The sequence below is a fragment of the Jiulongibacter sediminis genome, from assembly GCF_001306455.1.
Taxonomy (GTDB): domain Bacteria; phylum Bacteroidota; class Bacteroidia; order Cytophagales; family Spirosomataceae; genus Jiulongibacter; species Jiulongibacter sediminis.
In genome coordinates this window covers 77,425-101,768 of record NZ_LGTQ01000010.1, presented here as the reverse complement: position 1 = coordinate 101,768, position 24,344 = coordinate 77,425, and the positions used below count along the sequence as shown (strand labels likewise).

The window sequence follows — 24,344 nt, the reverse complement described above, 5'->3', positions numbered from 1 at the left end:
CTTCAAAACTCATGAAAACCCTATTTCGGCATTAACACATTTCGGACAATCTTTGACTTATTTCAGGCTGAACTTAACTTCTCGGAACCTCAGAGGGTGCTTTGTTGAATTCTGACTGGAAGATTTTTGAAAAATAGGATAGATTCTCAAATCCGACTTTGAAAGCGATCTCAGAGACACTGGTTTCAGTAGTCTGTAACAGAAATAGAGCTTTCTGAAGTCTGAACTTTCTGATGTATTCATTGGGAGAATAAGAGCTGATGCTTTTGAGTTTTCTTCTCAATTGCGACTCACTCATGTTCATTTTTGTCGCAATAGCGGGTACTGAAAGTGATGAGTCCTGATAGTGGATTTCCAGAAAATCCTGTAATTCCGCGATGAAAGCTTTCTCCCAAGGATTGGTTTCTTTTTCAATTTTAAGAGCTGGCTCTGCCACATTTTGAGAAAAGGCTTCCCTAAGTATGGCCCTGTTTGAAAGGCAGCTATTGATAACACCAATCAGTTCGTCCGGGTCAAAGGGCTTGGTCAGGTAATGATCGATACCAATTTCTAAACTCTGCAACTTGGCGGTTTTGTCACTTTTTGCAGTGAGCATGATTATTGGCACATGGCTTGAAGCTAAATTCTCCCTGATATTTTTACTAAACTCCAGACCATCCATAACGGGCATCATCAAATCGGTAATGATTAGATCCGGGATCTCCATACCTGCCTTTAGAATCCCTTCTTTTCCGTCAAAAGCTCTGATAAGGTCATACTCTTCATGCAATATCTCGAAAAGATACTCCTGCATATCAGGATTATCTTCTACGATTAGAATCAGTTTTTTCTCATCATGCCTTTGATCTTCACCGGAATGGGACTGTGCGTTTTTTGATGTTTTTTCCGGAATAATGAAGTCGGCGGAAGGTTTGCTTTCTTCATCAACAAAATTCTGCCAGGTTTTCTCATCTGCCGGTAGCTCTACCAAAAATGTGGTTCCCACCCCAGTGTTACTAAACACTTCAATTTTACCTTGAAGCAAATCTACAAGTTCTTTCACCAAAGAAAGTCCCACGCCAGAGCCCTGATGCTTTTGAGAATTAACCTGATAGAACTTATCGAAAATATGAAGGATATCTTTCTCAGGAATACCGAAACCACTATCCGCTACACTAATGCTAACTTTTTTGGGCCGAATGTCATAGTGTACATTGACCAAAACTTCGCTGACCTCAGGGGAATATTTAATGGCATTTGATAAAAGGTTGCTGATAATTTTATTCAGTTTATCATCATCAAAATAAGCCTCAAATTCCTCTTTATTTTGGCCGAAACTTAATTTCATGTTTTTGGCCGTAGCCAATGACTCAAATGAAAGTACCTGCAGCCTGATTTGCCGGGCAAGATCTGCTTTTACGATAAATGGCGGCTCTTTACCAGAGTCTAGTTTTTGAATGTCCAGTATCTGACTCACCAGATCACGAAGGCGGGTAACGTTTGGCTGCATCATATCCAGCAACTTTTCCTCCGGATAACGCTTTCTTAATTCCGCCAGCGGCCCACTGATCAGTGTTAAAGGTGTTTTGAGTTCGTGTGAAATGTTAGTAAAGAAACTTGTTTTCAGATTATCAAGCTCCATCAGTTTCTCAGATTGAATACGCTCGTTCTCCAGCTGCTGGTCGGCAATTATGCCTTTCATTTGTGTCTGACTGAAAATTCGCCCTAAAAAGAAAATAAATACCAAAAGTTCAGCTACGAGGAGTATGAAAGCCAGTAAAAGAGCCAAAGGAATCTTAATACCTGTGAGAACCTGAAAATTCATAAGAACATAACCTCCAATGCCCAACATAAATGGGATGGAATAGAAGTTCTGAATTGGAAGTTTACGGCAAGCGGCGTACACAAAACTTCCGATAGAAAAGACGGAAGTCATTAAAACCACCCACAGACCCATGGAAACATAATGCCAGTTGTAGCTAACCCAGACCATGACATGAGAGAGAGTACATAAAGCCAAAAGGATATAGAAGCCTGTTTTAATCCAGCCCGGAAGTTTCTCTAGCGGAAGAACCATTAGACTGAAGAGAATAACTCCGAAAGGTGAAGAGGCATAAAACAAGAAATTGACTTTATTCCCAATCTCAACTGAAGTTACAAAATCAGGATTCATCACATTGATCAATCCCCAATAACCAAAAGTTTTGATAAGAATGAAGAGTGAGTATGCCCTGAAACCTTTGTCTTTGATTACAAAAATACCCAGGGTTAGAACCAGTAAAAGTCTGAAAGCCAGAAGCCCAAAAAGAAAAAGTCGCTCACCCTGATAATCAAGAAGTACATCCGGGTAAATAGAGGCAGGAAAAATATACAGGCTACTTCTTATGCCCCTTTGATTTTTTAATCTTAAATAAATGGTTTCTTGCCGTGCTGGAGTGAATTTAAAGTAAGGTTCTTGTCCTTTAAAATTGCGTTTTTTTGAGGTGTTAATATCCCATGTGTCTGCCAGGATGTAGGCTGATTTTGTGGAATCATAGCGATAAAGCTGAATATCTTCTGATAATTCGTTCGAATATTGAAGAATCCATTCCTGACCTGATTTGGCTTCGTTTTTTAACGATACTTTTAACCAAAGGGCATTGTCAGAAAAGGGGACGAGCATAAAGTCTCCTTTGAGGGGCTTAAAATTTTCATGAGAAAGACTATTGACCTCGGATGTGCCTTTGACATCCTCGAAAAACTCAGTTTGTGATGTAATGTTGAGAGGTTCGGCAATATCACCCGTTAAAGGAATTTTCGCGGCATTTAACTGAAAAGAACCCAAGAAAATCAAAATACAGAGTATTCTGGCTGTCATTTATAGTTTACAAGGCTTAGTCAAATATATTAAAGCTTGTGAATTGTTAATTCGTTTTGAATCAAAATTCATGGGACATACGAGTCAAACCTATACAAGGGTTTAAAAGAACTGTATGAAGAACAAAAGAAGGGCTGATGTTGTCGTCAGCCCTTCTCTAAATTTATGTATTTGAAGATTAGTTTAGCTCAAAGCCTTCACCATCATATCGCCAATTTCTGCAGGTGACTGCACAACGTGAATACCGCACTCGGCCATAATTTTCATTTTTGCTTCAGCGGTATCATCAGCTCCACCGATGATAGCACCGGCATGGCCCATACGTTTACCTTTAGGAGCGGTTTGACCTGCAATGAAACCAACAACTGGCTTCTTGTTGCCAGTTGATTTTATATATTCAGAAGCAACAGCCTCATAGTTTCCTCCAATTTCGCCGATCATAACGATGGCTTCAGTTTCAGGGTCATTCATTAACAACTCAACTGCATTCTTTGTAGGAGTACCAATGATTGGGTCACCACCAATACCAATAGCAGTAGAGATACCGTATCCAGCTTTAACGATCTGGTCAGCAGCTTCATATGTTAAGGTACCTGACTTAGAAACGATTCCGATTTTTCCTTTCTTGAAGATGAAACCCGGCATGATACCTACTTTGGCTTCGCCCGGAGTAATTACACCTGGACAGTTAGGGCCTATCAGCGTACAGTCTTTACCTTGAATGTAGGTCTTAGCAGTGATCATATCTTTTGTAGGAATACCTTCAGTGATACACACGATCACTTTAATACCGGCATCTGCGGCTTCCATGATGGCGTCTGCGGCAAATCCAGGAGGTACAAAAATGATAGATACATCAGCACCAGCTTTTTCTACAGCTTCTTCAACAGTATTAAAAACAGGACGATCAAGGTGCGTCTGGCCACCTTTACCCGGCGTTACACCACCTACCACATTGGTACCATACTCTATCATCTGACTTGCATGGAATGTACCCTCAGAGCCAGTAAAACCCTGAACTATAACCTTGGAATCTTTATTTACCAGTACGCTCATCTAAAATTAATTTTTGAGATTGAAGGGCAGTTTATACCCCTTTTCATTTGGATGCCAAAAGTAGGTTGAAATAAGAAAAATACAAAATCACCTCGGCTGATTTCCGAGATAATTTTGACCATCTGGCTTAAATGGATGGTATCGGGCTTTGACAGGTCTTGAAATAGTTAAAATTGGCAGGACGAAGGGTACTCGATGTTTGACCTTGTGAATCAAAACGAAACATCAGAGTGCTCATTAATGCTTCGGACAGTCGCAGTCGTTTTTTTTGCCGAAAAGCTTCTTTCTTTTTTTGTAGCGACCGTTTTTCTTGCGTTTCCCTCTTTTGTTTTTGGAGAAGGTGATATGGTCAGGCTGAAGGACGGAGCAGCTGTAACTGACACCGGTTAGCATAAAAAAGGCGAGGATGATCGAAATTTTTTTTAACATACTAAAGCAACGTAAGGTGGCAAATGGAAATTGCCGTTGAAAGTGCAATATACAACGGATTTGAGGAAAGTTAAATTCAGTAGGAATAAAGGATTGATAATGAGTGGTTTGTTGTTTTAAGTTTCTTTAACAGAAATTAAGAAATGGAAGGTCTAAGTTTGTATTGTTGTTGCCGCCTAGGCAGTAAGTCAAAATAAACCAACATGAAAAATGAAAAATCTATTATCTAAAGTAACTCTGATGGCTTTTGCAGGCTTTATGAGTACGGCTGTCTTCGCTCAAAAAAGTGAAGACAAAATCAAAATCAGGGTGGAAAAGAATATCGATGGTGAAGTTCAAGTGATCGAGAAAGAAATTGATGCCACTGGTATGTCTGAAGCGGAACGTCAACGAGTGATGGAAAGCCTCCAAGATTCTCTAATCGGAGATATTGGCAAAGACAAAAAAGTTAAAATTGTAATTGATGAAGATCGCAGAATTGAGCGTCTTGAAGATTTTGACGAAGACTTTGAATTTAAAATGGATGATGAAGACTTCGAGTTTCATCATGATCGTTCGCCGGGTGTAAGAGTCTACAAAAAAGGTCGCAAGGGTGGCTCAGATGGTTGGGATGAGTTCCAGTGGGAGATGGAAAGGTTTGGAGACGAAATGAGAGTACTCGGTGAAGAGCTTCCGCGTCAGATTCAAAGAAGCATGCCTCGCGTATATGCCTGGACTGACGATATGATCAGAGAATTTACACCGTCTTCTACGATTAGAGGCTTGGACGTTTTCCCGAATAAGCCGGATACAGAGATTGTGAATATTAAATTCTTCGCTCCTGAAGAAGGAGATGTGAACATCACCATTTTAGATACCAAAGGCAACGTAGTGGCGAAGAAAGAAGCCAAAAATTTCAAAGGTGAATATGTAGGTCAGCTTGAACTCAAAAAAGCCGAAAAAGGCACCTACTTCGTCATTGTAAGTCAAGGAGATGATGGAGTGACCCGCCGTGTGGTTATTGATTAATTTAAGGTCTATCTAAAATAATAAAGCCCTTCTAAGTTAAACTTGGAAGGGCTTTTTTTTGAATCTAAGAGGCTTTACTTCTTGCCGAAAAGTCTTGCAAAAAAGCCTTTCGCCTTCTTAGAAATTTCCTCAACGGCTTCTTCAGCTTCGTGTGCGAGTTCTGAGGCCTTTGCTTTGGCTTTGTCCGCAGCTTCTTCAAGATCCTCTTTCATGTCCTCCATTTTCTCAGAGGCTTCAGCTTTCATTTTTTGTACTTTTTCATCCTGCATCATGGCTTTGACTTTATCTTTCGCCTTGTTCACAGCTTCTTCAGCCTCCTTAGCCAGCTCCTGCACTTTTTCCTTTGCCTCATCGATAGCCTCTTCAGCATCTTCTTTCAAATCGGCCATTTTTTCGGCTGCTTCTGCTTTCGCTTTTCCGGCAAATGCCTTGGCTTTTCCAGCAGCCTCAGCGGCATCCTCTTTCAGTTCATTGAATTCTTCTTTGGCTTCAGCCGCCGCCTTTGAAGCCATTCCTTTAACTTTTTCAGAGGCTTCAGCTGCTTCTTGCTTCAGCTCGTTAAATTCTTCCTTTACTTCAGCTGCAGCTTTAGAAGCGATGTTTTTAGCTTTGCCTGTCAAATCTTTTTCGTTTTCTGTGCTTTCTGCCATTATTTTATGGGGTTAATGTTGTTCCGAAAATACTTTTATTGATCGATTTGTCAAAATGAAATTATGTGAACGGCTATCTGTAATATTCCATCGGCTGCGAGCGATCAACTCACAAAGTCACCTGGTAAATCGGCTTTAGTGTCAGATTACCTTGAGTTGACAGAAATATTTAAACCATTTACAAGTTATTAATTTCTGTCATCCCTGTATGCCGACAGGCAGGCGTCAACTGTCACCGGTCAGAAATATCAAACACCAAACATCGCCGCATTACAATAAATACTTCAGCATAATCACCTCTTTTTCAGAGAGAAAACGCCATTTGCCGCGAGGCAGGTCTTTTTTGGTTAAACCGCCGAAAGTGGTGCGGTCAAGTTTAGTAACCTCATAACCCAAATGCTCAAAAATACGACGGACAATCCTGTTTTTACCAGAATGAATTTCAATGCCAACCACCTCAGCATCAGGGGTAACATAGGCCAACTGGTCAGGTTTTATAAAACCATCTTCCAGTTCAATGCCCACTTTAAGTAGGTCAAAATGTTCTTCAGAGAAAGGCTTGTCCAGTTCGGCCTGATAGATTTTACGAACATTACCTGAAGGATGTGTCAGCTTTTCTGTCAGTTCGCCGTCGTTGGTTAAAAGCAGAAGACCCGTGGTGTTTCTATCTAATCGACCAACTGGATAAACACGCTCTTTACAGGCTCCGGCAACAAGATCCATCACAGTTCTACGCTCTTCAGGGTCATCCATTGTGGTAATGAAATCTTTCGGCTTATTGAGCAGGATATACATCATTCGCTCACGGCTGAGCACGTCCTTGCCATATTTCACGGTATCCGAGTCTTTGACTTTGTAACCCATTTCGGTGACTACTTTGCCATTGACCTTGATCATGCCCGAGGCTATGAGCTCATCGGCTTCTCTGCGACTACAAAGGCCTGAGTTTGCGATGTATTTATTGAGGCGAATATCCTCATCGTCTGGTTTTGCGTTTTCCTCAATATTCTTTTTAGCCCTGAAGGGAGCCTTTCTTTTCAGGCTTTCCTCATCATAGCGTGGAGGTCTTTTCATACCAACCTGACGGTCTTTGCCCGAATCTCTGCGATCACCCCCAAACTTCCTGAAGCCGGTTTTACGCTCTTCCCCATCAAATTTCTTGAAGCCCGGCTTTCGGTCAAAACGTGGTTTGTCCTCTGACCCTTCAGAGTTATCACGATCATACTTTTTGAAACCACCCGGTTTTCTGTCTTTGTCAAATTTTTTGAAGCTTGGTTTACGATCATCAAAACGACGGGAATCTTCAGCATTATCTCTTCTGAATCCACCTTCTCTTCGGTCGCCCGATCCTTTACCAAACTTTTTGAAACCACCTTCTCTCTTTTCACCGTCAAACTTCTTGAAGCCTGATCTTTTTTCTCCCTCGCTATCCCGATTGTCTCTGTCAAAACGTTTTTGACCACCTCTGCGGCCTTCGCTTTGATTATCGTCTTTTGAGAACTTTTTGAAACCCGGTTTACGATCTCCAAAGCTTTCGTTTCGGTCAAATTTTTTCTGACCACTCTTGCGGTCATCGTTTGAGAACTTTTTGAAAGAAGATTCTCCTTTTTTATCGAACTTTCTGAAGCTCTTGTTTTCTCCTTTTCCTGACTTATTGTCCTTTCTTTCGTCTCTGTTTTTATCGAAATCTTTTGCCATAATTGCAGTAGTCTCTACTGTAAGTTTTTGTGAGTCACAAAATTAGCTTTATTCCATCACTTTATGTCATTGGCTACCATTATTTGGGGTACATCATGTTTTTGCTATAGCTCAAAACGGTAAAATACCATTCATCATCAGGGAATCGATTTTCTTGGATTCCGGGGGGCGTTTGTCCGATTTCCATTGCCGTATATTGGCCATTTTGCTAATTTTAGTACAACAAAATTGAGGTGTGGCTCAAACACTTTTACTTACTCTCGGTAGTTTCCACTCGTTACCGAATTAACCTCTTATAAACATGATTATAGCAATTGCAATTGTAGTGCTGCTGGTACTGGTGGCCTGGTCTATTATTAAAGTGGTGCCCCAGCAAAAGGCCTACATTATTGAAAGACTTGGTAAATATCATTCCACCTTGCAGCCGGGTATTAATTTCGTGGCTCCTTTTGTAGATAGAGTCGCTTATAAACACAGCCTGAAAGAACAAGCTTATGACATTCATGAGCAGGTGTGTATCACCAAAGATAACGTTCAGGTGAAAGTAGATGGTGTGATATTCTTACAAGTAGTAGACCCACATAAAGCATCTTACGGTATCAATGATTACGTTTTTGCGGTAACGCAGCTGGCTCAAACCACCATGCGTTCAGAGATCGGTAAAATTGACCTTGACAAAACTTTTGTGGAGCGTATGGCCATTAACCAGGCTGTGGTGGCTGCTATTGATGAAGCGGCTATTGGCTGGGGTGTGAAGGTGCTTCGCTATGAAATCAGAAATATTGACCCGCCACAAACGGTACTTATGGCCATGGAAAAACAGATGCAGGCAGAGCGTGAAAAACGTGCGGTTATTCTGGAATCAGAAGGTCGTCAGCAGTCAGCGATTAACATTGCCGAAGGAGAAAAACAAAGGGTTGTTTTAAACTCTGAGGCTCAAAAGCTGGAGCAGATTAATAATGCCGAAGGTGAGGCTGCTGCTATTCTTTCTGTGGCTGACGCTACTGCTGAGAGTATCCGCAAAGTAGCCGAGGCTATCAACAGTAAAGGCGGTATGGAAGCCGTACAGCTACAGGTGGCTGAGCAATATATTGAGCAGTTTGGTAAACTGGCCAAAGAAGGCAATACCTTGATACTGCCGTCTAACCTTACTGATGTGGGGTCTGTGATCGCATCAGCAATGACAGTGATTAAACAAACCGATAAAAAGTAAGCCAATGGAATTATCAAACCTTGAAATTTGGGCTATTGTGGGTGTTCTGCTTTTGGTGGCAGAGCTGGTAGCCACTTCCTTTTTCTTTATGTTTTTTGGATTAGGGGCACTTGCCGCAGCATTACTGACCTATCTGGATGTAACGCCTGACCTGCTCTCGCAATTGATTGCTTTTTCTGTGGTTTCTGTAGGGTCGATGTTACTCTTCAGAAGGCAGTTCAAAGAGATGTTTTTTCGCAAGGGCGAAGAGTATCATGAAATGCTGAATGAGCGGGCCAAAGTATCGCAGGATATCCCCGCCAAAGGCGAAGGTAAAGTGTTTTACCGCGGAGCCGACTGGATCGCCGAGAATCTTCATATGGAAGCGATACCTAAAGGCGAGCAGGTAATTATTCGCAAAATCGACGGTATTCGCCTGATGGTGGAGCCTGAGTAATTTTAAATTAAACTAGGATGAAAGACCCTGATATTTCAGGGTCTTTTTATTTTGAGTGGTTCTTTAACCTTGTATTCTCTCGAACAGAGTCTCCTACTGGGGCTCGGCAGTCTTATAACTCGTTTTCCAAATTTTGAAAACCCCGCAATGATGCCCTTCTTTGCGGTATGCCTTTGAATATCGTTTTGATAGAGCCGGAGATTCCGAACAATACAGGCAACATCGGTCGGCTCAGTCTTGCCTCCGGTTCCCGCCTTCATCTGGTGAAACCCTTTGGTTTCGAAATCACCGATAAACGTCTCAAACGAGCTGGCCTTGATTACTGGAAGCATGTGGAGCTTCATACTTACGAAAATATTGACGAGTTTTTTGAGAAAAACGAGGTAAGCAAAATGGCTTTTCTAAGCAGTCATGGGGAAAAAGACTACCTCGAGATTCCATTTCAGGATGACCTCTTTCTGGTTTTCGGTAAAGAATCGAAAGGCCTACCGAAGTCAATCACCGAAAAGTTTAAAAATCAACTTTATAAAATTTCTATTCACAGCAAAAACATCAGAAGCCTCAACCTGTCAAATGCAGTGAGCATTGTGGTTTATGAAGGTTTGAGAAGACTGGGAGCTTAAGGTTGTTCTGTCCCAAGGCCTTCTTATCTTTAAGGATAATTCAACCCGGAAATGACTTCAATTAAGCCTGCAAATCTTCTTTTTCTCTTTCTTTTGGGATTTTTCGCCTGCAAACCGGAGGAGGAACGGGCTAAAAACGTTCTTTTAATTTGTATTGATGATCTGCGGCCTGAGCTGAAAAGCTTTGGGGCAACCCACATCTCCTCACCTAATATTGACGGTTTGGCAGCAAAAGGTTTCGCATTTAAAAGTCATTATGTCAATGCTCCGAGCTGTGGACCGTCACGTTATACCTTATTAACAGGCCGCTATGGCCCTGCAGGCAACTACGCCCTTTTCCAAAGAAGTAAAGTTGAAGATTCTCTTCGTTATGCCACTATGCCTGAGTGGTTTAGAAATCATGGTTATACTACAGTCTCTGTTGGTAAAGTTTCGCATCACCCTGGTGGCAGGGGAGGGGATGATTGGAATGACGAAAGTGTCATTGAAATGCCAAATGCCTGGGATAAACATCTTATGCCTGTGGCCGAATGGCAACATCCTCGTGGAACAATGCACGGTTTGGCCAATGGAGAAATCCGAGTCAAAGAGTCTAAAATGGATGTTTATCAATCCGCTGAAGGTGGCGATGAGATTTACCCGGATGGACTTATCACTGAAGAAGCACTTAATCAGCTAAGTGAACTTTCCCGAAAGGACCAACCCTTCTTTCTGGCCGTTGGTTTGATCAAACCGCATTTACCTTTCGGGGCTCCAAAAAAGTATTATGACCTCTACGAGGAGGTTAAATTTCCAGAAACTAAACATCCTGAGAAACCGGAGGGAAGAACCACCTGGCATGGCTCGGGAGAGTTCAGACAGTATAATATGTGGGGTCAGGAAGCTAATGAAGATGAGGATTTTGCTCTTGAACTTAAAAAACACTATGCCACCTGCATCAGTTATGCCGATGCTCAGGTGGGTAAAATTCTGCAAAAACTGAAAGAAACAGGGGCGGACAAAAAAACTATTGTTGTTTTGTGGGGAGACCACGGCTGGCATCTTGGCGAACACGCCATTTGGGGCAAGCATAGTCTTTTTGAAGAGTCTTTACACTCGCCCTTGATCATTTTTGACCCGGAAGCTCAAAGCCCGGGAGAAACCGCAGAAATTGTTGAAACACTGGATATTTTTCCTACTCTCTGCGAACTGACAAACCTTCCCAAACCGGATTTTGTACATGGAGAATCATTGAGCCTCTTTCTTTCAGATAAAAACGTGTCAGGGCATTCTGCTTATGGTTACATAAGTAATGCCCAAACCATGAGAAATGACCAGTACCGGTTTATTTTACATGAAGATGGTTTTGCTGAGCTCTATGATCACCTTTCCTCTGAAGGAGAAACCCAAAACATAGCTATCGCAAACCCGGCTTTGGTAGAGGAGTTTTCAAAATTAATTGAGAATCGTCTGGGAATAAGAGATGAATACAACACCGATGAATGATCAACTGAACGACTTTTACCTTTCAAAAGCCGAACCTCACAAAAGCTGCCTGCTAGCCCTGCGATCCATCATTCTGGAGCAGGATGAAAATGTGAGCGAAACCACCAAGTACGGCATGCCTTGCTTTTGTTATAAAAACAAGATGTTTTGCTATCTCTGGACAGACAAAAAGTCGGGTTTGCCATACCTGCTCATGGTAGAGGGCGAGCACCTGAATCATCCGAAACTCGAGGAGGGTTCCAGAAAGCGAATGAAGGTTTTTTACGTTAATCCCGAAGCTGATTTGCCGATTGATGATATACAGTCCATTCTTCAAAAGGCTCTTGATTTATACAGAAACGGCGTTGTTCAAGCGAAATAGTACCCTCTGCAAAGCTTTGATTTTCAGGTTTTTTTGGTATATTTAGAGATGCCCCGCAATTGCAGCACGGCACTTTCAATCACCAAAACCTATTGAATCTATGAAGAATTTCCAAAACCGTCGTATAGAAGATTGGCAGTCTGCCACCACGCTTCACGTTCCCTCTGTGACAGAGTACATGACTCCCATAAAAAAGTTGATTACTATCAAAGAAGACACTCCTGTTATGGAAGTGTTACATACACTTTTGGATAAACGGATTACAGGTGCACCGGTGCTGAATGACAATGGCGACGTCGTTGGTTTGATTGATGACAAAGACTGCCTCAATATGCTCCTGGGAAGTGCTTATTACAACCAACCGCTTGAGCGGGATACGGTTTCGGAGTATATGTCAAATGTGATGAAGGAAATTACCGTTGATTACGATATGGTTCGGGTAGCCAATGTTTTTCTCACTACCCCATATAAGCGATTATTGGTGAAAGACCATCAGGGAAAATTGGCAGGTCAAATCAGTCGAAGAGATGTACTGAGAGCCATACGGGATATGAATTCTCAACCGAGGAACTAGAGTGGCGTTGGAAGTCAGGTGTAGGATGTTTTTTTTGGTCGATGTAAATAGCGGTGAAAATCCGGGGTATCCATGTCTTCCATGTTCCTGTGCTCAATAATTCTGCATAATTAATTGTCAATTTTACAACAGACCGACTGAGGTTCTTATTTTTGCAACCTCAACAAGGGCGAATGATTCATTACGAGCACTTTCAGCTGGCCAATGGCCTCAATATTTACCTTCATCAGGATAAAACCACACCAATGGCGGCTGTTAATATCGTCTATAATGTGGGCTCTCGTGATGAAGACGAGAACAAGACAGGTTTTGCTCATCTTTTTGAACATTTGATGTTTGGTGGTAGTAAGAATATTCAAAGTTTTGACGCCCCTCTTCAAAAAGTTGGTGGTGAAAACAATGCCTTCACTTCACCGGATGTAACTAACTATTACGTCACACTGCCGGTTGAAAATATTGAGACTGCTTTTTGGCTTGAATCTGACCGAATGATGAGTCTTTCTTTTGACCCGAAAGTTCTGGAGGTACAACGTAAAGTGGTTATTGAAGAGTTTAAACAACGTTATCTCAATCAGCCCTACGGCGATGTTTGGTTGAAATTAAGACCTTTGACTTATCAAAAGCACCCGTATCGTTGGGCTACTATTGGTAAAGAAATCAAGCATATTGAGGATGCTACTCTGGAAGATGTCAAAGACTTCTTTTTTCGTTTTTATCGTCCGAATAATGCGACACTGGTAGTTGCGGGTAATATTGAGCTTTCTCAACTAAAAGCTTTGGCTGAAAAATGGTTTGGTGATATTCCTGCCGGGGAACCGATAAATAGAAACTTGCCAAAAGAGCCGAGACAAAACGAAGCAAGATATACAACCACCGAAGCGGCGGTTCCGCTCAATGCTTTGTTCAAGGCTTATCACATGCCTGGCAGATATGACAAGGATTATTTTACGGCCGACTTGATCAGTGACGTACTGGGTCGCGGAAAGTCTTCAAGACTCTATACAAGTCTGGTACAGGATCAAAAGCTGTTTAACAGCATTTCGGCTCATGTGATGGGTTCGCTTGACCCCGGAATGCTAGTAATTCAGGGGCATTTGAATAAAGGTGTTAGTTTGGAAGAAGGGAATGCAGCTGTTGAAAAAATTGTTGAGGAAGTGAAGGAGATGAAGCTCGGTGAAAAAGAGCTGGAGAAAGTTAAAAATCAGGCCGAATCTACTTTGCAGTTTTCAGAGGTGGAATTGCTCAACAGAGCCATGAGTCTTGCTTTTACAGCCAACTATGGAGACCCTGAACTTTGCAATGCCGATGCAGAAAAATTGAGAGCTGTGACGCAATACGATATGAAAAACATGGCTGCCGAAGTCTTGAGAAAAGAAAATAGCAGCACTTTATTATACCAATCAAAGAATTAACACCTTAAAGCAATAGAACCGTGAGTAAGAAAGTACAATTAATTATCCTTGACGGCTGGGGAATCCCTAAAAAAGGAGAGGAGTGGAGGTCTGCCATTGATGCCGCCAATGTTCCATATTTCGATCATTTAATGGCCTCTTATCCGCACAGCACACTCGAAGCCTGCGGGCTGGCTGTAGGTTTGCCCGATGGCCAGATGGGTAACTCAGAGGTAGGTCACATGAATCTCGGTGCCGGTCGAGTGGTTTATCAGCAGCTGGAGAAAATCAATATTGAAATCAACGAAGGTCGCCTGGCTCAAGAACCGGTTTTGACAGAGGCATTGAGCTACGCTAAAAAAGAGCACAAAAAAGTGCATTTCATCGGTCTTGTTTCGGATGGAGGTGTGCACTCGCATATTAACCACCTGAAAGGCCTTTGCAAAATCGCTGGTGAAGCAGGTGTAAGAGATGTTTTTGTGCATGCTTTCCTGGATGGCCGCGATACCGACCCGAAATCAGGTAGAGACTTTATTGCAGATCTTCAGCTGTCTATGGCCAGCACCGGTGGGCAAATCGCCTCAGTGGTGGGTCGCTACTATGCTATGGACCGCGATAAAAGATGGGATCGTGTAAAACTGGCCTATGATGCCATGGTGCACGGCGAAGGTGAGCATTATGTTTCTAATGGCGGCCTGTTAACCACTATTCAGGAGGCTTATGAAGCTGGCATAACCGACGAATTCATGAAGCCGATTATTGTAACACAACATGAAGAGCCGATTGCCAAAATTGAAGATGGCGATGTGGTTTTGTGTTTCAACTTCAGAACTGACCGTGGCCGTGAAATTACGGAGGTGCTAACGCAAACTTCTTATCACGAGCAGAATATGCATCCGCTGGATTTGAAATATATCACCATGACAAACTACGATGCCACCTACAAAAATGTAGGAGTGATTTATGAGAAAGACAATCTCAAAAACACGATGGGTGAGGTACTTCAGGATGCGGGCAAAAAGCAAATCAGAATTGCCGAGACTGAGAAATATCCGCATGTAACATTCTTCTTTAGTGGTGGTCGTGAGAAAGAATTTGAGGGCGAGAGCCGTATTCTCGCTCCGTCTCCAAAAGATGTTGCTACGTATGATCTGAAGCCTGAAATGGCTGCCAATGATATCAAAAATGGTATTCTGCCTGAATTGAAAAAGGGTGAAGTTGATTTCGTTTGTCTAAACTTTGCAAACCCTGACATGGTAGGCCACACAGGCGATTTTGAGGCTGTTAAAAAGGCTGTGGAAACAGTAGATGGTTGTCTGAAAGAAGTCGTGGAAACTGGCTTGGAAAATGGCTATGCCTCAATTGTAATCGCCGACCACGGAAATGCTGATTATATGATCAATGATGACAAAACGGTCAATACTGCTCACTCGCTGAATCTGGTTCCGTTTATTGTAGTTGACCCGGAATACAAAGGCCAACCTAAAGATGGAAAGTTAGGTGATGTATCTCCAACGATCCTGTCAATGATGGGTGTAGATATTCCGGCCGAGATGACTGGTAACGTAATTGTGTAGTCGAAACAATAAGGCTTTACGTCTTGATTAATATACATCTTATGAAGACTTAAAAAGGGAGCCTTTTCGCTCCCTTTTTTCATTATTATTCAATTCCTTCTTAATTAGATAGTTTTCTAAGTATATAGTTAAATGATTATTAATGAGATTGTTGTGTTGTAATATTATTAAACTTAACAATTTCTTAATATAGAAATAATACAAAGGTAATTCCAAAATAGTCACATTTGCAGCACCAATATGATATGAGTTAACAAAGCTCAATTTTTAAAGAATAAAAGTGTTTAATCTAGAGACAGATGTCTTCATCCTGCTCGGGATAGTGCTGTTTGCCGCCTGCGTGTTTGAATTCATAAACGGTTTTCACGATACTGCCAATGCGGTAGCCACGGTGATCTATACCAATTCAATGAAGCCAATAAGTGCTGTTGTTTGGTCTGGGGTCGTCAACTTCCTTGGCGTAATCAGCGGAGGTATTGGCGTCGGTTTGAGTATCATACACTTACTCCCCATTGATTTATTGATTGATCAAAACACCGGTGAAATCTTTGCCATGGTGTTCGCCATGCTGCTCTCAGCTATTATCTGGAATTTTGGAACCTGGTATTTTGGAATCCCGTCAAGTAGTTCCCATACACTTATTGGTGCTATTTTGGGAGTCGCCTTAGGCTATGCTCTACTGCCAAATAACACTACCGTTCTGGAATCTGTTAACTGGTCAAAAGCCATAAAGATTTTTACGGGTCTGCTTATGGCTCCGGTAATTGGGTTTACCCTTGCCATAATTCTTATGGCGATATTGAAAAAAGTAGCTCCCGCCAGTCAGAGAGAAATGATTTTCTCTGAACCTGATGTCAGGAAGAAGCCTCCAATCTGGATTAGAGGTATCCTTATAAGCACAAGTACATTAGTGAGTTTTTTTCACGGCAGAAACGACGGTCAGAAGGGTATTGGGCTGATCATGCTAATTTTGGTAGCTGTTGTACCGGCCAAATTTGCTCTTTCGCCAAATACATCATTAGAAGATGTTATGCCCCAAATCACTCAGGCTGAATCTATTCTGAATGCCATTGAAACCAGCGATAATGATCAAATGGGCCTTATTGAAAGCAGTCTATCAGAAATACAGTATATAAAAACATCAGGCAATATTGAAGGTGAAGACCTCAATATCAGAGCATCTATACTTAAACTTTCTGATCATGTGAGTCACTTAGTTCAGTTAGAGAATTCGTCTTTGACAGCGGGTCAGAAATCGGAGCTATCAAAATTGTTGACACAAGATGAAAAAGGAGTCAGAAAGCTAGTAGATTTTGCTCCTTTCTGGGTGATTATGTTAATATCACTTTCTCTCGGTTTGGGTACCATGTTTAGTTGGAAACGTATTGTGGTAACCATAGGCGAAAAAATTGGTAAAACTCACCTGAATTATGCTCAGGGAGCCTCTGCCGAGTTAGTGGCTGCCACGACTATCGGTCTCGCTTCCGGTTTTGGTTTACCGGTTAGTACCACACATACACTTTCTTCAGGTGTGGCGGGTACAATGGTGGCTTCAGACGGCCTCGGAAATTTGCAGTTAAATACGATTAGAAATATATTGATAACCTGGGTTTTAACATTGCCGGCTTCTATTGGTTTATCTGCTGGTTTGTTTTTACTTTTTAGAATGTTTGTGTCATAAAGCACCCCTTAATACTACACTGATGGAGAATTACCTATCTATTTTCTTTTTCTTGTTGGCTTCTTACTCTGTAATAGCCAATGACTCTATTCAGACCCTTGGTACCTGGATGTCTTCAAATAAGAAAACTCCCTGGTATTATCTGGCCACTTTTGCGTCACTTGGGTTGATATTAACTGTAGCATACAGCTGGTATGCCTATGATGGAGATATTTCATACGGAAGGTTGGCTAAAATACCTTATCAGCCAATTCAGTGGTACCATGGTCTGGCACCGTTAATTTTAATTTTACTAACGAGGATAGGAATTCCAGTCTCGACATCTTTCCTGATACTGGCTACTTTTGCCAGCTCGGTGGTATTGGAAAGTATGCTATTGAAGTCAATTGTAGGTTATGCGTTATCCGCAATTGTGGCCTACGTTTTCTGGGTTGCCATTTCAAAAGTCCTGGATGAAAAGGCCAGCATCAGAGATAAAAACAAAGAGTGGTGGAAAAGACTTCAATGGATTTCTACAGGTTTTCTGTGGTGGAGCTGGTTAACACATGATGTAGCCAATATTTCAGTCTTTTTGCCTCGTCAGATTAGCTTTACTATGCTGATCTTAATTCTTGTATTTTTTACAGGAACAATCTTTTTCATTTTCAGAGAAGGTGGAGGTAAAATACAAAAGATAGTTTTATCAAAAACGAATACGAAGTACGTGCGGTCAGCCACCATTATTGACTTTGTTTACGCACTTATTCTGTTTTTCTTCAAAGAATACAACAGTATCCCGATGTCTACCACATGGGTATTTATTGGACTTTTAACAGGTAGAGAGATGGCCATTACTACGTTGTCAAAACATAGAAAGTGGAAAAAACTTTTCCCTATGGTGAGCAATGATTTTGGTAAGCTGGTGCTTGGTATGACTGTGTCTGTAGTAATTGCTCTTGGAGTTAATTACATCGCAAAATAGGAATCAAGAGAATCAATATACCCGGCTAAATCCGGGCCTTTTTTACACCAATAGAATCAATTAAAATGAAAAATGTATTTGTTGCAATTTTTGCAACAGTAGCACTACTATGTTTAAATTTTGAAGCAAAATCTCAGGTTGTTGAGAGTGTAAGCTCGAAATGGTTCGAGAATATACGGCTTGGAGGTTATACGCAGCTTAGGTATAACAGACTTTTTGAAACAAATGAAGATCTTACTTGTGAGCAGTGTGATAAATCACTGGGTAAAGGAAAAGGCTTTTTTCTAAGACGAGCACGTATCAGACTTGCAGGCAACCTCTCAAAAAGAGTTTATGCCTATCTTCAATTTGATATGGCCACTGCTTTTAGCAATTCAATTCAACATGGTCTTGGCTTAAAAGATGCATATTTTGATCTGGCTCTGAATGATGAAAGATCACACAGAATTCGATTTGGCCAATCTAAGATTCCTTACGGATTTGAGAATATGCAGTCTTCAAGTAATCGTTTGGCACTGGATAGAAATGACGCCATCAATAGTGCGGCAAAAGATGAGCGTGATCTTGGAGCTTTCTATTATTATACACCGGTAGGGATCAGAAAAAGACTTTCATTTCTAACTAGATCGGGATTAAAAGGTAGTGGTGACTACGGTATGTTTGGGTTTGGACTTTATAACGGTCAAGGTGCAGGAAGAATAGAGCAGAATGATAATCTTCATGTGATTGCCAGATTTACCTATCCGTTTCTTGTAGGAGAAAAGCAGATCATTGAAGCCGGAATTCAGGGTTATAAGGGTAAATACTCCGTGTCTTTGAGTGAGGTTAATGAAAATAGAGAAAACTTATTTGCTGATGAAAGAGTAGCGGCTTCTCTTACGGTATATCCGCAGCCATTTGGTTTTCAGGGAGAGTATAATATTGGTAAGGGACCAGAGTATAATGCATTAACCAATAGAACTGAGGAGCAAAGCCTTACGGGTGGATACGCTCAGTTAATGTATAGGTATGCCGGCGACAAGCATACTTTTATTCCGTTTTTAAAATACCAGTATTACGATGGAGGAAAGAAATTTGAGCTGGATGCCAGATCATATTTGGTTAGACAAACAGAGATTGGAGTAGAATGGCAATGGGACAAATTTGAGTTGGTCGGCTTATATTCTTTTGAAGACAGAAACTATGTAGACGGACTAAAGCCTGTAAACCATCAGGTAGGGAGCAGATTCAGACTTCAAGCTCAATTCAATTACTAGAAAGAGAAAATGCGAAAGAACAAAACAGGCCTCAATTCTTAAGTTGAGGCCTGTTTTGTTGATATTGTTCCGGATTAAAGACTCACCAGAGCCTCGCTGAAATTCTTCTTATACGTACCGGCTTTATAGGCATCAAAAGTTTCTTTTTTGTGGTAATCGTCACCGATGAATGTGATGATTTCATGAAACTGTCTGGCCTCCAGATAACCCGGTATCGGCTGAATCATGTTGAATTGCTCGTCAAGATAAACCATGCTTGGGTAGCTCATTTTTCCTTGTAATAAAGCTACAGCAATATCATTTGCCCGGTTTTGCTCATTATACTTGTAAGTGGTGTTGCCTATTACGATATCCTCTTTTGACTCAGCATTCAATTTAACAGCATAATAATTTTCATTGACATATTTTACAACTTCAGGGTTTGTAAAGGTTTTCTTATCCATCACCTTGCACCAGCCACACCAGTTGGTATAAACATCAATGATTGTTTTTTTGGGATTCTTTTGAGTAGCCGCAAAAGCCTCTTCAATGCTCATCCAATTTATGCCTTCAGTGGTAGGCCTCTCTTCCAAACACTTGAAAGAGCTGCCAATGGCAAATACAACTACTGTTAAAGCGAAAGCAAATGTCTTTTTTATCATAATGGTTATTCTCCTACTGGCATAAAACGCAAAAAGTATGCCTTTTATTCTCAACAGGATTTTAAACTAAATTCTGCGACTAATTAAACAAAACAGGATCAGGAATCAAAAAACGCTATTTTTGCTACTCCAAAAATCCCTTTCAAATGCTTAAAAGAATTGTCTTTCTACTTCTGACCGCGTTTTCTCTTCAGGTCACAGCTCAGGAACTAACTCAAACCATTAGAGGTGTAATCAAAGACAAAGAAGCCAAATTTGCACTTATAGGAGCTACAGGAGCTATCACAACTTTGGATAACAAAGGTGCTGTGGCCGATGAAAATGGCAATTACATTTTTGAGAATGTGCCTGTGGGCCGTCATACATTGAAGTTCTCCTACATCGGTTATGAAGATGTGGTGCTCAATAATATTGTCGTAGATGCTGGTAAAGAGGTGATTCTGGATGTAGAAATGCAGGAATCTCTCAGTCAGCTGATGGAAGTGGTGGTGAAAGCCAGAAGAAACGGAGCGGCCAAAAATGAAATGGCGATGATTTCTGCCCGTCAGTTTTCGGTAGAAGAGGCTGACCGGTATGCTGGTAGTAGGGGAGAGCCGGCTCGTATGGCTTCTAATTTTGCCGGTGTTCAGGGAGCGGACGACTCCAGAAACGATATCGTTATACGTGGAAATTCGCCTTCTGGTGTTCTTTGGAGAGTTGAAGGAGTTACTATCCCAAACCCTAACCACTTTGCCATCCCGGGTACTAGTGGAGGACCGGTAAGTATTATCAATAATAAGTACCTCGCCAATTCTGATTTTTTTACCGGAGCTTTTCCTGCGGAATTCGGGAACGGTACAGCAGGTGTTTTTGATTTGAAATTGCGAAATGGAAATAATCAGAATCATGAATTTATGGTTCAGTTCGGTTTTCTGGGTACCGAGGCTATGGCAGAGGGACCTCTGAATAAAGAAAAAGGTTCATCTTATTTAGCGACGTATCGGTACGCTAACCTCTGGATGTTTGATAAACTCGGGGTTGACATCGGAACTGCCGCCGTGCCCAAATATCAGGATGGGTTCTTACGTTTTAATTTTCCTCAAAAAGATGGTGCGGAGGTTTCGCTATGGGCTTTTGGTGGAAACAGCACCATTGATATCCTTATCAGTGATCAAACCATTGAAGATAGAAATATCTTCGGCTCAAACGATCGGGATCAATATTATTCCACCCGAATGGGTGTGGCAGGTTTGACCTACTCAAAGCCTATCAAAAAGAAGACTTTTTTGAAGGCAACGCTCGCTGCCAGTACCAATTTGCAGGATGCCAATCATGATTATGTTTTACTCAATTCTGATGCAGAGGGCAATCCTATTGTAGAAGGTGATCGCTATTCTATAAATCGTCTGATTCCGTTGCTTGATTATGTTTTTGATGAAACTAAGCTGACAGGAGTAGTATCGGTCAATCAAAAATACAGTGCTCGCAGTACCCTTAAATTTGGTATAAATACGGAGTTGGTCAATTTTGAGTCATATGATAGTGCTCGTGTAGTGACACCGCTTCCTGAGTTGAACATAACGCCATGGGATACCCGTTGGTTATCAAACAAAAATTATCTTCAGTTGCAGCCCTATCTGCAATGGAAATACTTCCTGAATGAAAAATGGACGATGAGTCTGGGTGCAACTAGTTTTTATAGCTCCATTAATGAAAACTCTTTTTCAGCTATTGAGCCAAGGGCAGGGCTCACCTATGAACTGGGCAATGGAAATAAAATCAGTTTAGCCACCGGTTTGCATTCTCAAATGCAATCACCTTATACATACTTCTATGGCAATAATATCTCAGAGAATAATCTGAACTATCTCAATCCAGACATGGGCCTTACGAAAAGCTGGCATTTTGTGGCTGGTTATAATCGTTTAGTTGGCAAGAACATGCGTTTGCTTTTCGAGACCTATTACCAAAAACTATTTAACATTCCAATTGAAGTGGATCCAACGAGTTCTTTCTCAATGGTGAATTCAGGTGCTGGTTTTTCTCGAATATTCCCGAACAGACTGGTCAATGAAGGAACTGGTCGAAACTACGGTGCCGAACTGACTTTGGAGAAGTTTTTCAGTGATGGCTTTTATTTTCTGACCACGGCCTCACTTTTTGATGCCAAATACATCGGTGCTGATGGTGTTTTGAGAAACACCGATTTCAATGGGAAATATGCTTTCAATGCTTTGTTCGCGAAAGAGATCAAATTCAGGAGGTCTGCTCTAAGTCTGGGAGCCAAGTTTACGGCTGTGGGCGGTCGTTGGTATGGCCCTGTGGACGAAACTGCTTCTGCGGCTGCACAGGAAATTGTTTATGAAGATGAAGGCAGAAACACTCTTCAGTTTGCTCCATATCGCCGTCTGGATGCTAAAATTGATTACAAAATCAATAGGAGAGGCCTGACACATACCATTGCCATTGACCTGGTGAATCCTTTAGGTATCCAGAATATTCTCTCTTTAAGTTATGCTCCGCAACCTGATGGAACATTCATAAAGCAGGAGTATCAGCTGGGTTTCTTACCGGTATTTTTCTACCGAGTGAATTTTTAAAACATAGAGATAAGCGAACGTTCTTATTCAAAACTGTCGTTTTTGAGGCCTGAACCTAAATTTCAAGTATGCAAGAGGTCTATGCCTATCTTCAAAAGTTAAAAGAAAATAACAACCGCCTCTGGTTTGAGCAGCATCGTGATGAGTATGAGGCTTGTCTCGAGAAAATGGTAAAATTTGCGGACGATCTCCTGATTGAAATGAATTCGCATGATGTGATTGAAAATCCTTCAGGAAAAAAATGTCTTCACCGGATTTACAGAGACACCCGCTTCTCAAGAGATAAAACACCTTATAAGAAGCACTGGGGAGGGCGACTAAAAAGAGCCGGAGCCCATCGAAGGGGGAGTTATTATTTTCATTTTGAGCCGGGTAATTCGTTTTTAGGCGGAGGTTTCTGGGGGCCTAACAAAGATGACCTTAAACAGATCAGAATGCATTTGGCCGCTGAGCCCTCTGAATACCTCGAGGTTATTAAATCAAAAGAATTCAAAGCGGCTTTTGGAGAGGTTAGGGGTGAGCAGTTGAAAACTTCGCCGAAAGACTTTGATGCAGATCACGAGAATGTTGAACTTTTGCGGTATAAACAGTTTCTTTTGGTCATGCCTTTAAAAGATGAAGATATTTTTGAACCAAATCTGGCTGCACGCGTATCTGATAACTTTAAGAAGATGCGTCCTTACTTTGAGGTGATGTCAGCTTATCTGACCACTGACCTTAACGGCGAGGAGCTGATTTAGATCATTAATTATTGTAGAAATGTGTCTTATTTTTGTACAAAACAGGCATAGTGAAACAAAACTTGGTTTTTCATCGAGAAATAACAGAAAATAGTAGAGGGAATAGCCCTTTATCTTGTAAAATCGAATCTGATTTTAGTAGATTTGTCTGTTCGAAAGCCATAAGTAAACCGAAACAAATTTTTTAACTAACTATGAAATTGACAACAAAAGTGGCGTTGGTGCTGGCTGCAACAATCGCATTTTCATCTTGTGTAAGTAAAAAGAAGTACACTGAACTTGAGTCTCAATTAGCCTCAGCTCAGTCTTCTTTAAATACTTGCAGCGATGATTTACTGAAAACCAAGCAAGATCTGACCAAAGCTGAGAACGATTTAGCAAACGCAAGATCAAGTGCAGAAAATACTGCAAGATTACGTGAAGAGCAAATTGCCGACCTAAGAGGTCAGGTAGCTGACCTTCAGAAATTGAGAGATCAGCAGATGGAGCAGGTTGAAGGACTTACAGTTCTTTCAAAAACTGCCAACGATAACATCGATAAAACGCTTTCTCAACTCCAGGAGAGAGATCAGTACATTCGTTTGCTTCAAGCGGCTAAAACAAAAACCGATTCTATCAACCTTGCTTTGGCAGTTAACCTGACAAACTCTCTTGATGTTGATATCGAGGATGAGGATGTTGAGATTAAAGTTGACAAAACTGTGGTAATGATCAACCTTTCTGATAAAATGCTTTACAGAAGCGGTAGTGCCAGAATCACAGCCAGAGCAAATGACGTTTTGGGTAAAATCGCAAAAATCATCAAGTCAAGACCTGATCTTGAGGTTATGGTTGAAGGTCACACTGATGACAAGTCAATCAGTACTGACTGTATCCAGGATAATTGGGATCTTAGCGTGAAGAGAGCAACTTCTGTAGTAAGAGTTCTTGAAGAGAATTTTGATGTTCCTTCTGAGAAGCTTATTGCTGCGGGTAGAGGTGAAACCATCCCTGTTGCTTCAAATGAAACAGCTGAAGGTCGTTCTACGAACAGAAGAACACGCATTATCCTAATGCCGAAACTTGAGCAGTTCTACGATCTTCTTGATCCGGATCAGGCGAAATAATACAAAGAGATATTCTCGAACACAAAATCAAAGGCGACTCAAA

General features: G+C 41.3%; 21 protein-coding genes. 15 read left to right on the top strand and 6 right to left on the bottom strand.

The genetic code is table 11. The features are described from left to right. Positions 1-73 precede the first annotated feature (73 nt). From AFM12_RS13495 to AFM12_RS19710, 3 genes are all read right to left on the bottom strand, one after another. Positions 74-2,836 carry an ATP-binding protein gene (locus tag AFM12_RS13495; protein WP_055149103.1) on the bottom strand — a complete coding sequence of 921 codons (2,763 nt, stop codon included), beginning with the start codon at positions 2,834-2,836 and terminating at the stop codon, positions 74-76. A gap of 183 nt (positions 2,837-3,019) precedes the next feature. Continuing rightward, the gene (sucD, locus tag AFM12_RS13490; protein WP_055149101.1) at positions 3,020-3,892 is read right to left on the bottom strand and encodes a succinate--CoA ligase subunit alpha; all 873 of its coding nucleotides are present in this window, start codon (positions 3,890-3,892) and stop codon (positions 3,020-3,022) included. 237 nt (positions 3,893-4,129) lie between these two features. Continuing rightward, a complete protein-coding gene (locus AFM12_RS19710; RefSeq protein ID WP_157687401.1) occupies positions 4,130-4,321 on the bottom strand; it encodes a hypothetical protein in 192 nt (63 codons plus the stop codon). Positions 4,322-4,531: 210 nt separating this feature from the next. On the opposite strand from AFM12_RS19710, the gene AFM12_RS13480 reads away from it, so the two are divergent. Next, positions 4,532-5,329, top strand: coding sequence for a T9SS type A sorting domain-containing protein (locus AFM12_RS13480; RefSeq protein ID WP_082391342.1), 798 nt, complete (start codon positions 4,532-4,534; stop codon positions 5,327-5,329). A 74-nt stretch (positions 5,330-5,403) separates the two neighbouring features. Here the strand turns inward: AFM12_RS13480 and AFM12_RS13475 are convergent, their stop codons facing one another. Further along, positions 5,404-5,979 carry a hypothetical protein gene (locus AFM12_RS13475; RefSeq protein ID WP_055149095.1) on the bottom strand — a complete coding sequence of 192 codons (576 nt, stop codon included), beginning with the start codon at positions 5,977-5,979 and terminating at the stop codon, positions 5,404-5,406. Between the two features lie 270 nt (positions 5,980-6,249). Then, on the bottom strand, positions 6,250-7,677 hold the full coding sequence (locus tag AFM12_RS13470) for a pseudouridine synthase (protein ID WP_082391341.1): 1,428 nt from the start codon (positions 7,675-7,677) through the stop codon (positions 6,250-6,252). A 301-nt stretch (positions 7,678-7,978) separates the two neighbouring features. Between AFM12_RS13470 and AFM12_RS13465 the strand changes: the two genes are divergently transcribed. From AFM12_RS13465 to AFM12_RS13415, 11 genes are all read left to right on the top strand, one after another. Further along, positions 7,979-8,890: an SPFH domain-containing protein gene (locus AFM12_RS13465; protein ID WP_055149093.1), complete on the top strand. Its 912-nt coding sequence runs from the start codon at positions 7,979-7,981 to the stop codon at positions 8,888-8,890. Positions 8,891-8,894: 4 nt separating this feature from the next. Then, entirely contained in the window at positions 8,895-9,326 is a 432-nt protein-coding gene (locus AFM12_RS13460; RefSeq protein ID WP_055149091.1) for an NfeD family protein, read from the top strand. Between the two features lie 167 nt (positions 9,327-9,493). Then, entirely contained in the window at positions 9,494-9,949 is a 456-nt protein-coding gene (locus AFM12_RS13455; RefSeq protein WP_055149089.1) for a tRNA (cytidine(34)-2'-O)-methyltransferase, read from the top strand. A 51-nt stretch (positions 9,950-10,000) separates the two neighbouring features. Beyond that, positions 10,001-11,434 carry a sulfatase gene (locus AFM12_RS13450; protein ID WP_055149087.1) on the top strand — a complete coding sequence of 478 codons (1,434 nt, stop codon included), beginning with the start codon at positions 10,001-10,003 and terminating at the stop codon, positions 11,432-11,434. After that, complete coding sequence (locus AFM12_RS13445) at positions 11,412-11,795, top strand: DUF1801 domain-containing protein (RefSeq protein WP_229308507.1); 384 nt, start codon at positions 11,412-11,414, stop codon at positions 11,793-11,795. The genes AFM12_RS13450 and AFM12_RS13445 overlap by 23 nt, the downstream gene beginning before the upstream one ends. Positions 11,796-11,895: 100 nt before the next feature. After that, entirely contained in the window at positions 11,896-12,369 is a 474-nt protein-coding gene (locus AFM12_RS13440; protein WP_055149085.1) for a CBS domain-containing protein, read from the top strand. 173 nt (positions 12,370-12,542) lie between these two features. Next, entirely contained in the window at positions 12,543-13,781 is a 1,239-nt protein-coding gene (locus AFM12_RS13435; protein ID WP_055149082.1) for a M16 family metallopeptidase, read from the top strand. Between the two features lie 20 nt (positions 13,782-13,801). After that, entirely contained in the window at positions 13,802-15,337 is a 1,536-nt protein-coding gene (gene gpmI, locus AFM12_RS13430) for a 2,3-bisphosphoglycerate-independent phosphoglycerate mutase (RefSeq protein ID WP_055149080.1), read from the top strand. A gap of 280 nt (positions 15,338-15,617) precedes the next feature. Further along, positions 15,618-17,018, top strand: coding sequence for an inorganic phosphate transporter (locus tag AFM12_RS13425; protein WP_055149078.1), 1,401 nt, complete (start codon positions 15,618-15,620; stop codon positions 17,016-17,018). A 22-nt stretch (positions 17,019-17,040) separates the two neighbouring features. Further along, complete coding sequence (locus tag AFM12_RS13420; protein ID WP_055149076.1) at positions 17,041-17,979, top strand: hypothetical protein; 939 nt, start codon at positions 17,041-17,043, stop codon at positions 17,977-17,979. Positions 17,980-18,044: 65 nt separating this feature from the next. After that, the gene (locus AFM12_RS13415) at positions 18,045-19,235 is read left to right on the top strand and encodes a porin (RefSeq protein WP_055149074.1); all 1,191 of its coding nucleotides are present in this window, start codon (positions 18,045-18,047) and stop codon (positions 19,233-19,235) included. A gap of 74 nt (positions 19,236-19,309) precedes the next feature. Here AFM12_RS13415 and AFM12_RS13410 read toward each other — a convergent pair whose 3' ends face one another. Next, the gene (locus AFM12_RS13410) at positions 19,310-19,876 is read right to left on the bottom strand and encodes a thioredoxin family protein (protein ID WP_055149072.1); all 567 of its coding nucleotides are present in this window, start codon (positions 19,874-19,876) and stop codon (positions 19,310-19,312) included. 146 nt (positions 19,877-20,022) lie between these two features. Here AFM12_RS13410 and AFM12_RS13405 point away from each other — a divergent pair, with 146 nt between their 5' ends. The 3 genes from AFM12_RS13405 to AFM12_RS13395 all read left to right on the top strand — a co-directional run bounded on the left by AFM12_RS13405 (position 20,023) and on the right by AFM12_RS13395 (position 24,301). Continuing rightward, positions 20,023-22,455: a TonB-dependent receptor gene (locus AFM12_RS13405; protein ID WP_055149070.1), complete on the top strand. Its 2,433-nt coding sequence runs from the start codon at positions 20,023-20,025 to the stop codon at positions 22,453-22,455. Positions 22,456-22,523: 68 nt separating this feature from the next. Continuing rightward, positions 22,524-23,195 carry a DUF2461 domain-containing protein gene (locus AFM12_RS13400; protein WP_055149068.1) on the top strand — a complete coding sequence of 224 codons (672 nt, stop codon included), beginning with the start codon at positions 22,524-22,526 and terminating at the stop codon, positions 23,193-23,195. Positions 23,196-23,389: 194 nt separating this feature from the next. After that, on the top strand, positions 23,390-24,301 hold the full coding sequence (locus AFM12_RS13395) for an OmpA family protein (RefSeq protein WP_055149066.1): 912 nt from the start codon (positions 23,390-23,392) through the stop codon (positions 24,299-24,301). Positions 24,302-24,344: the final 43 nt, after the last annotated feature.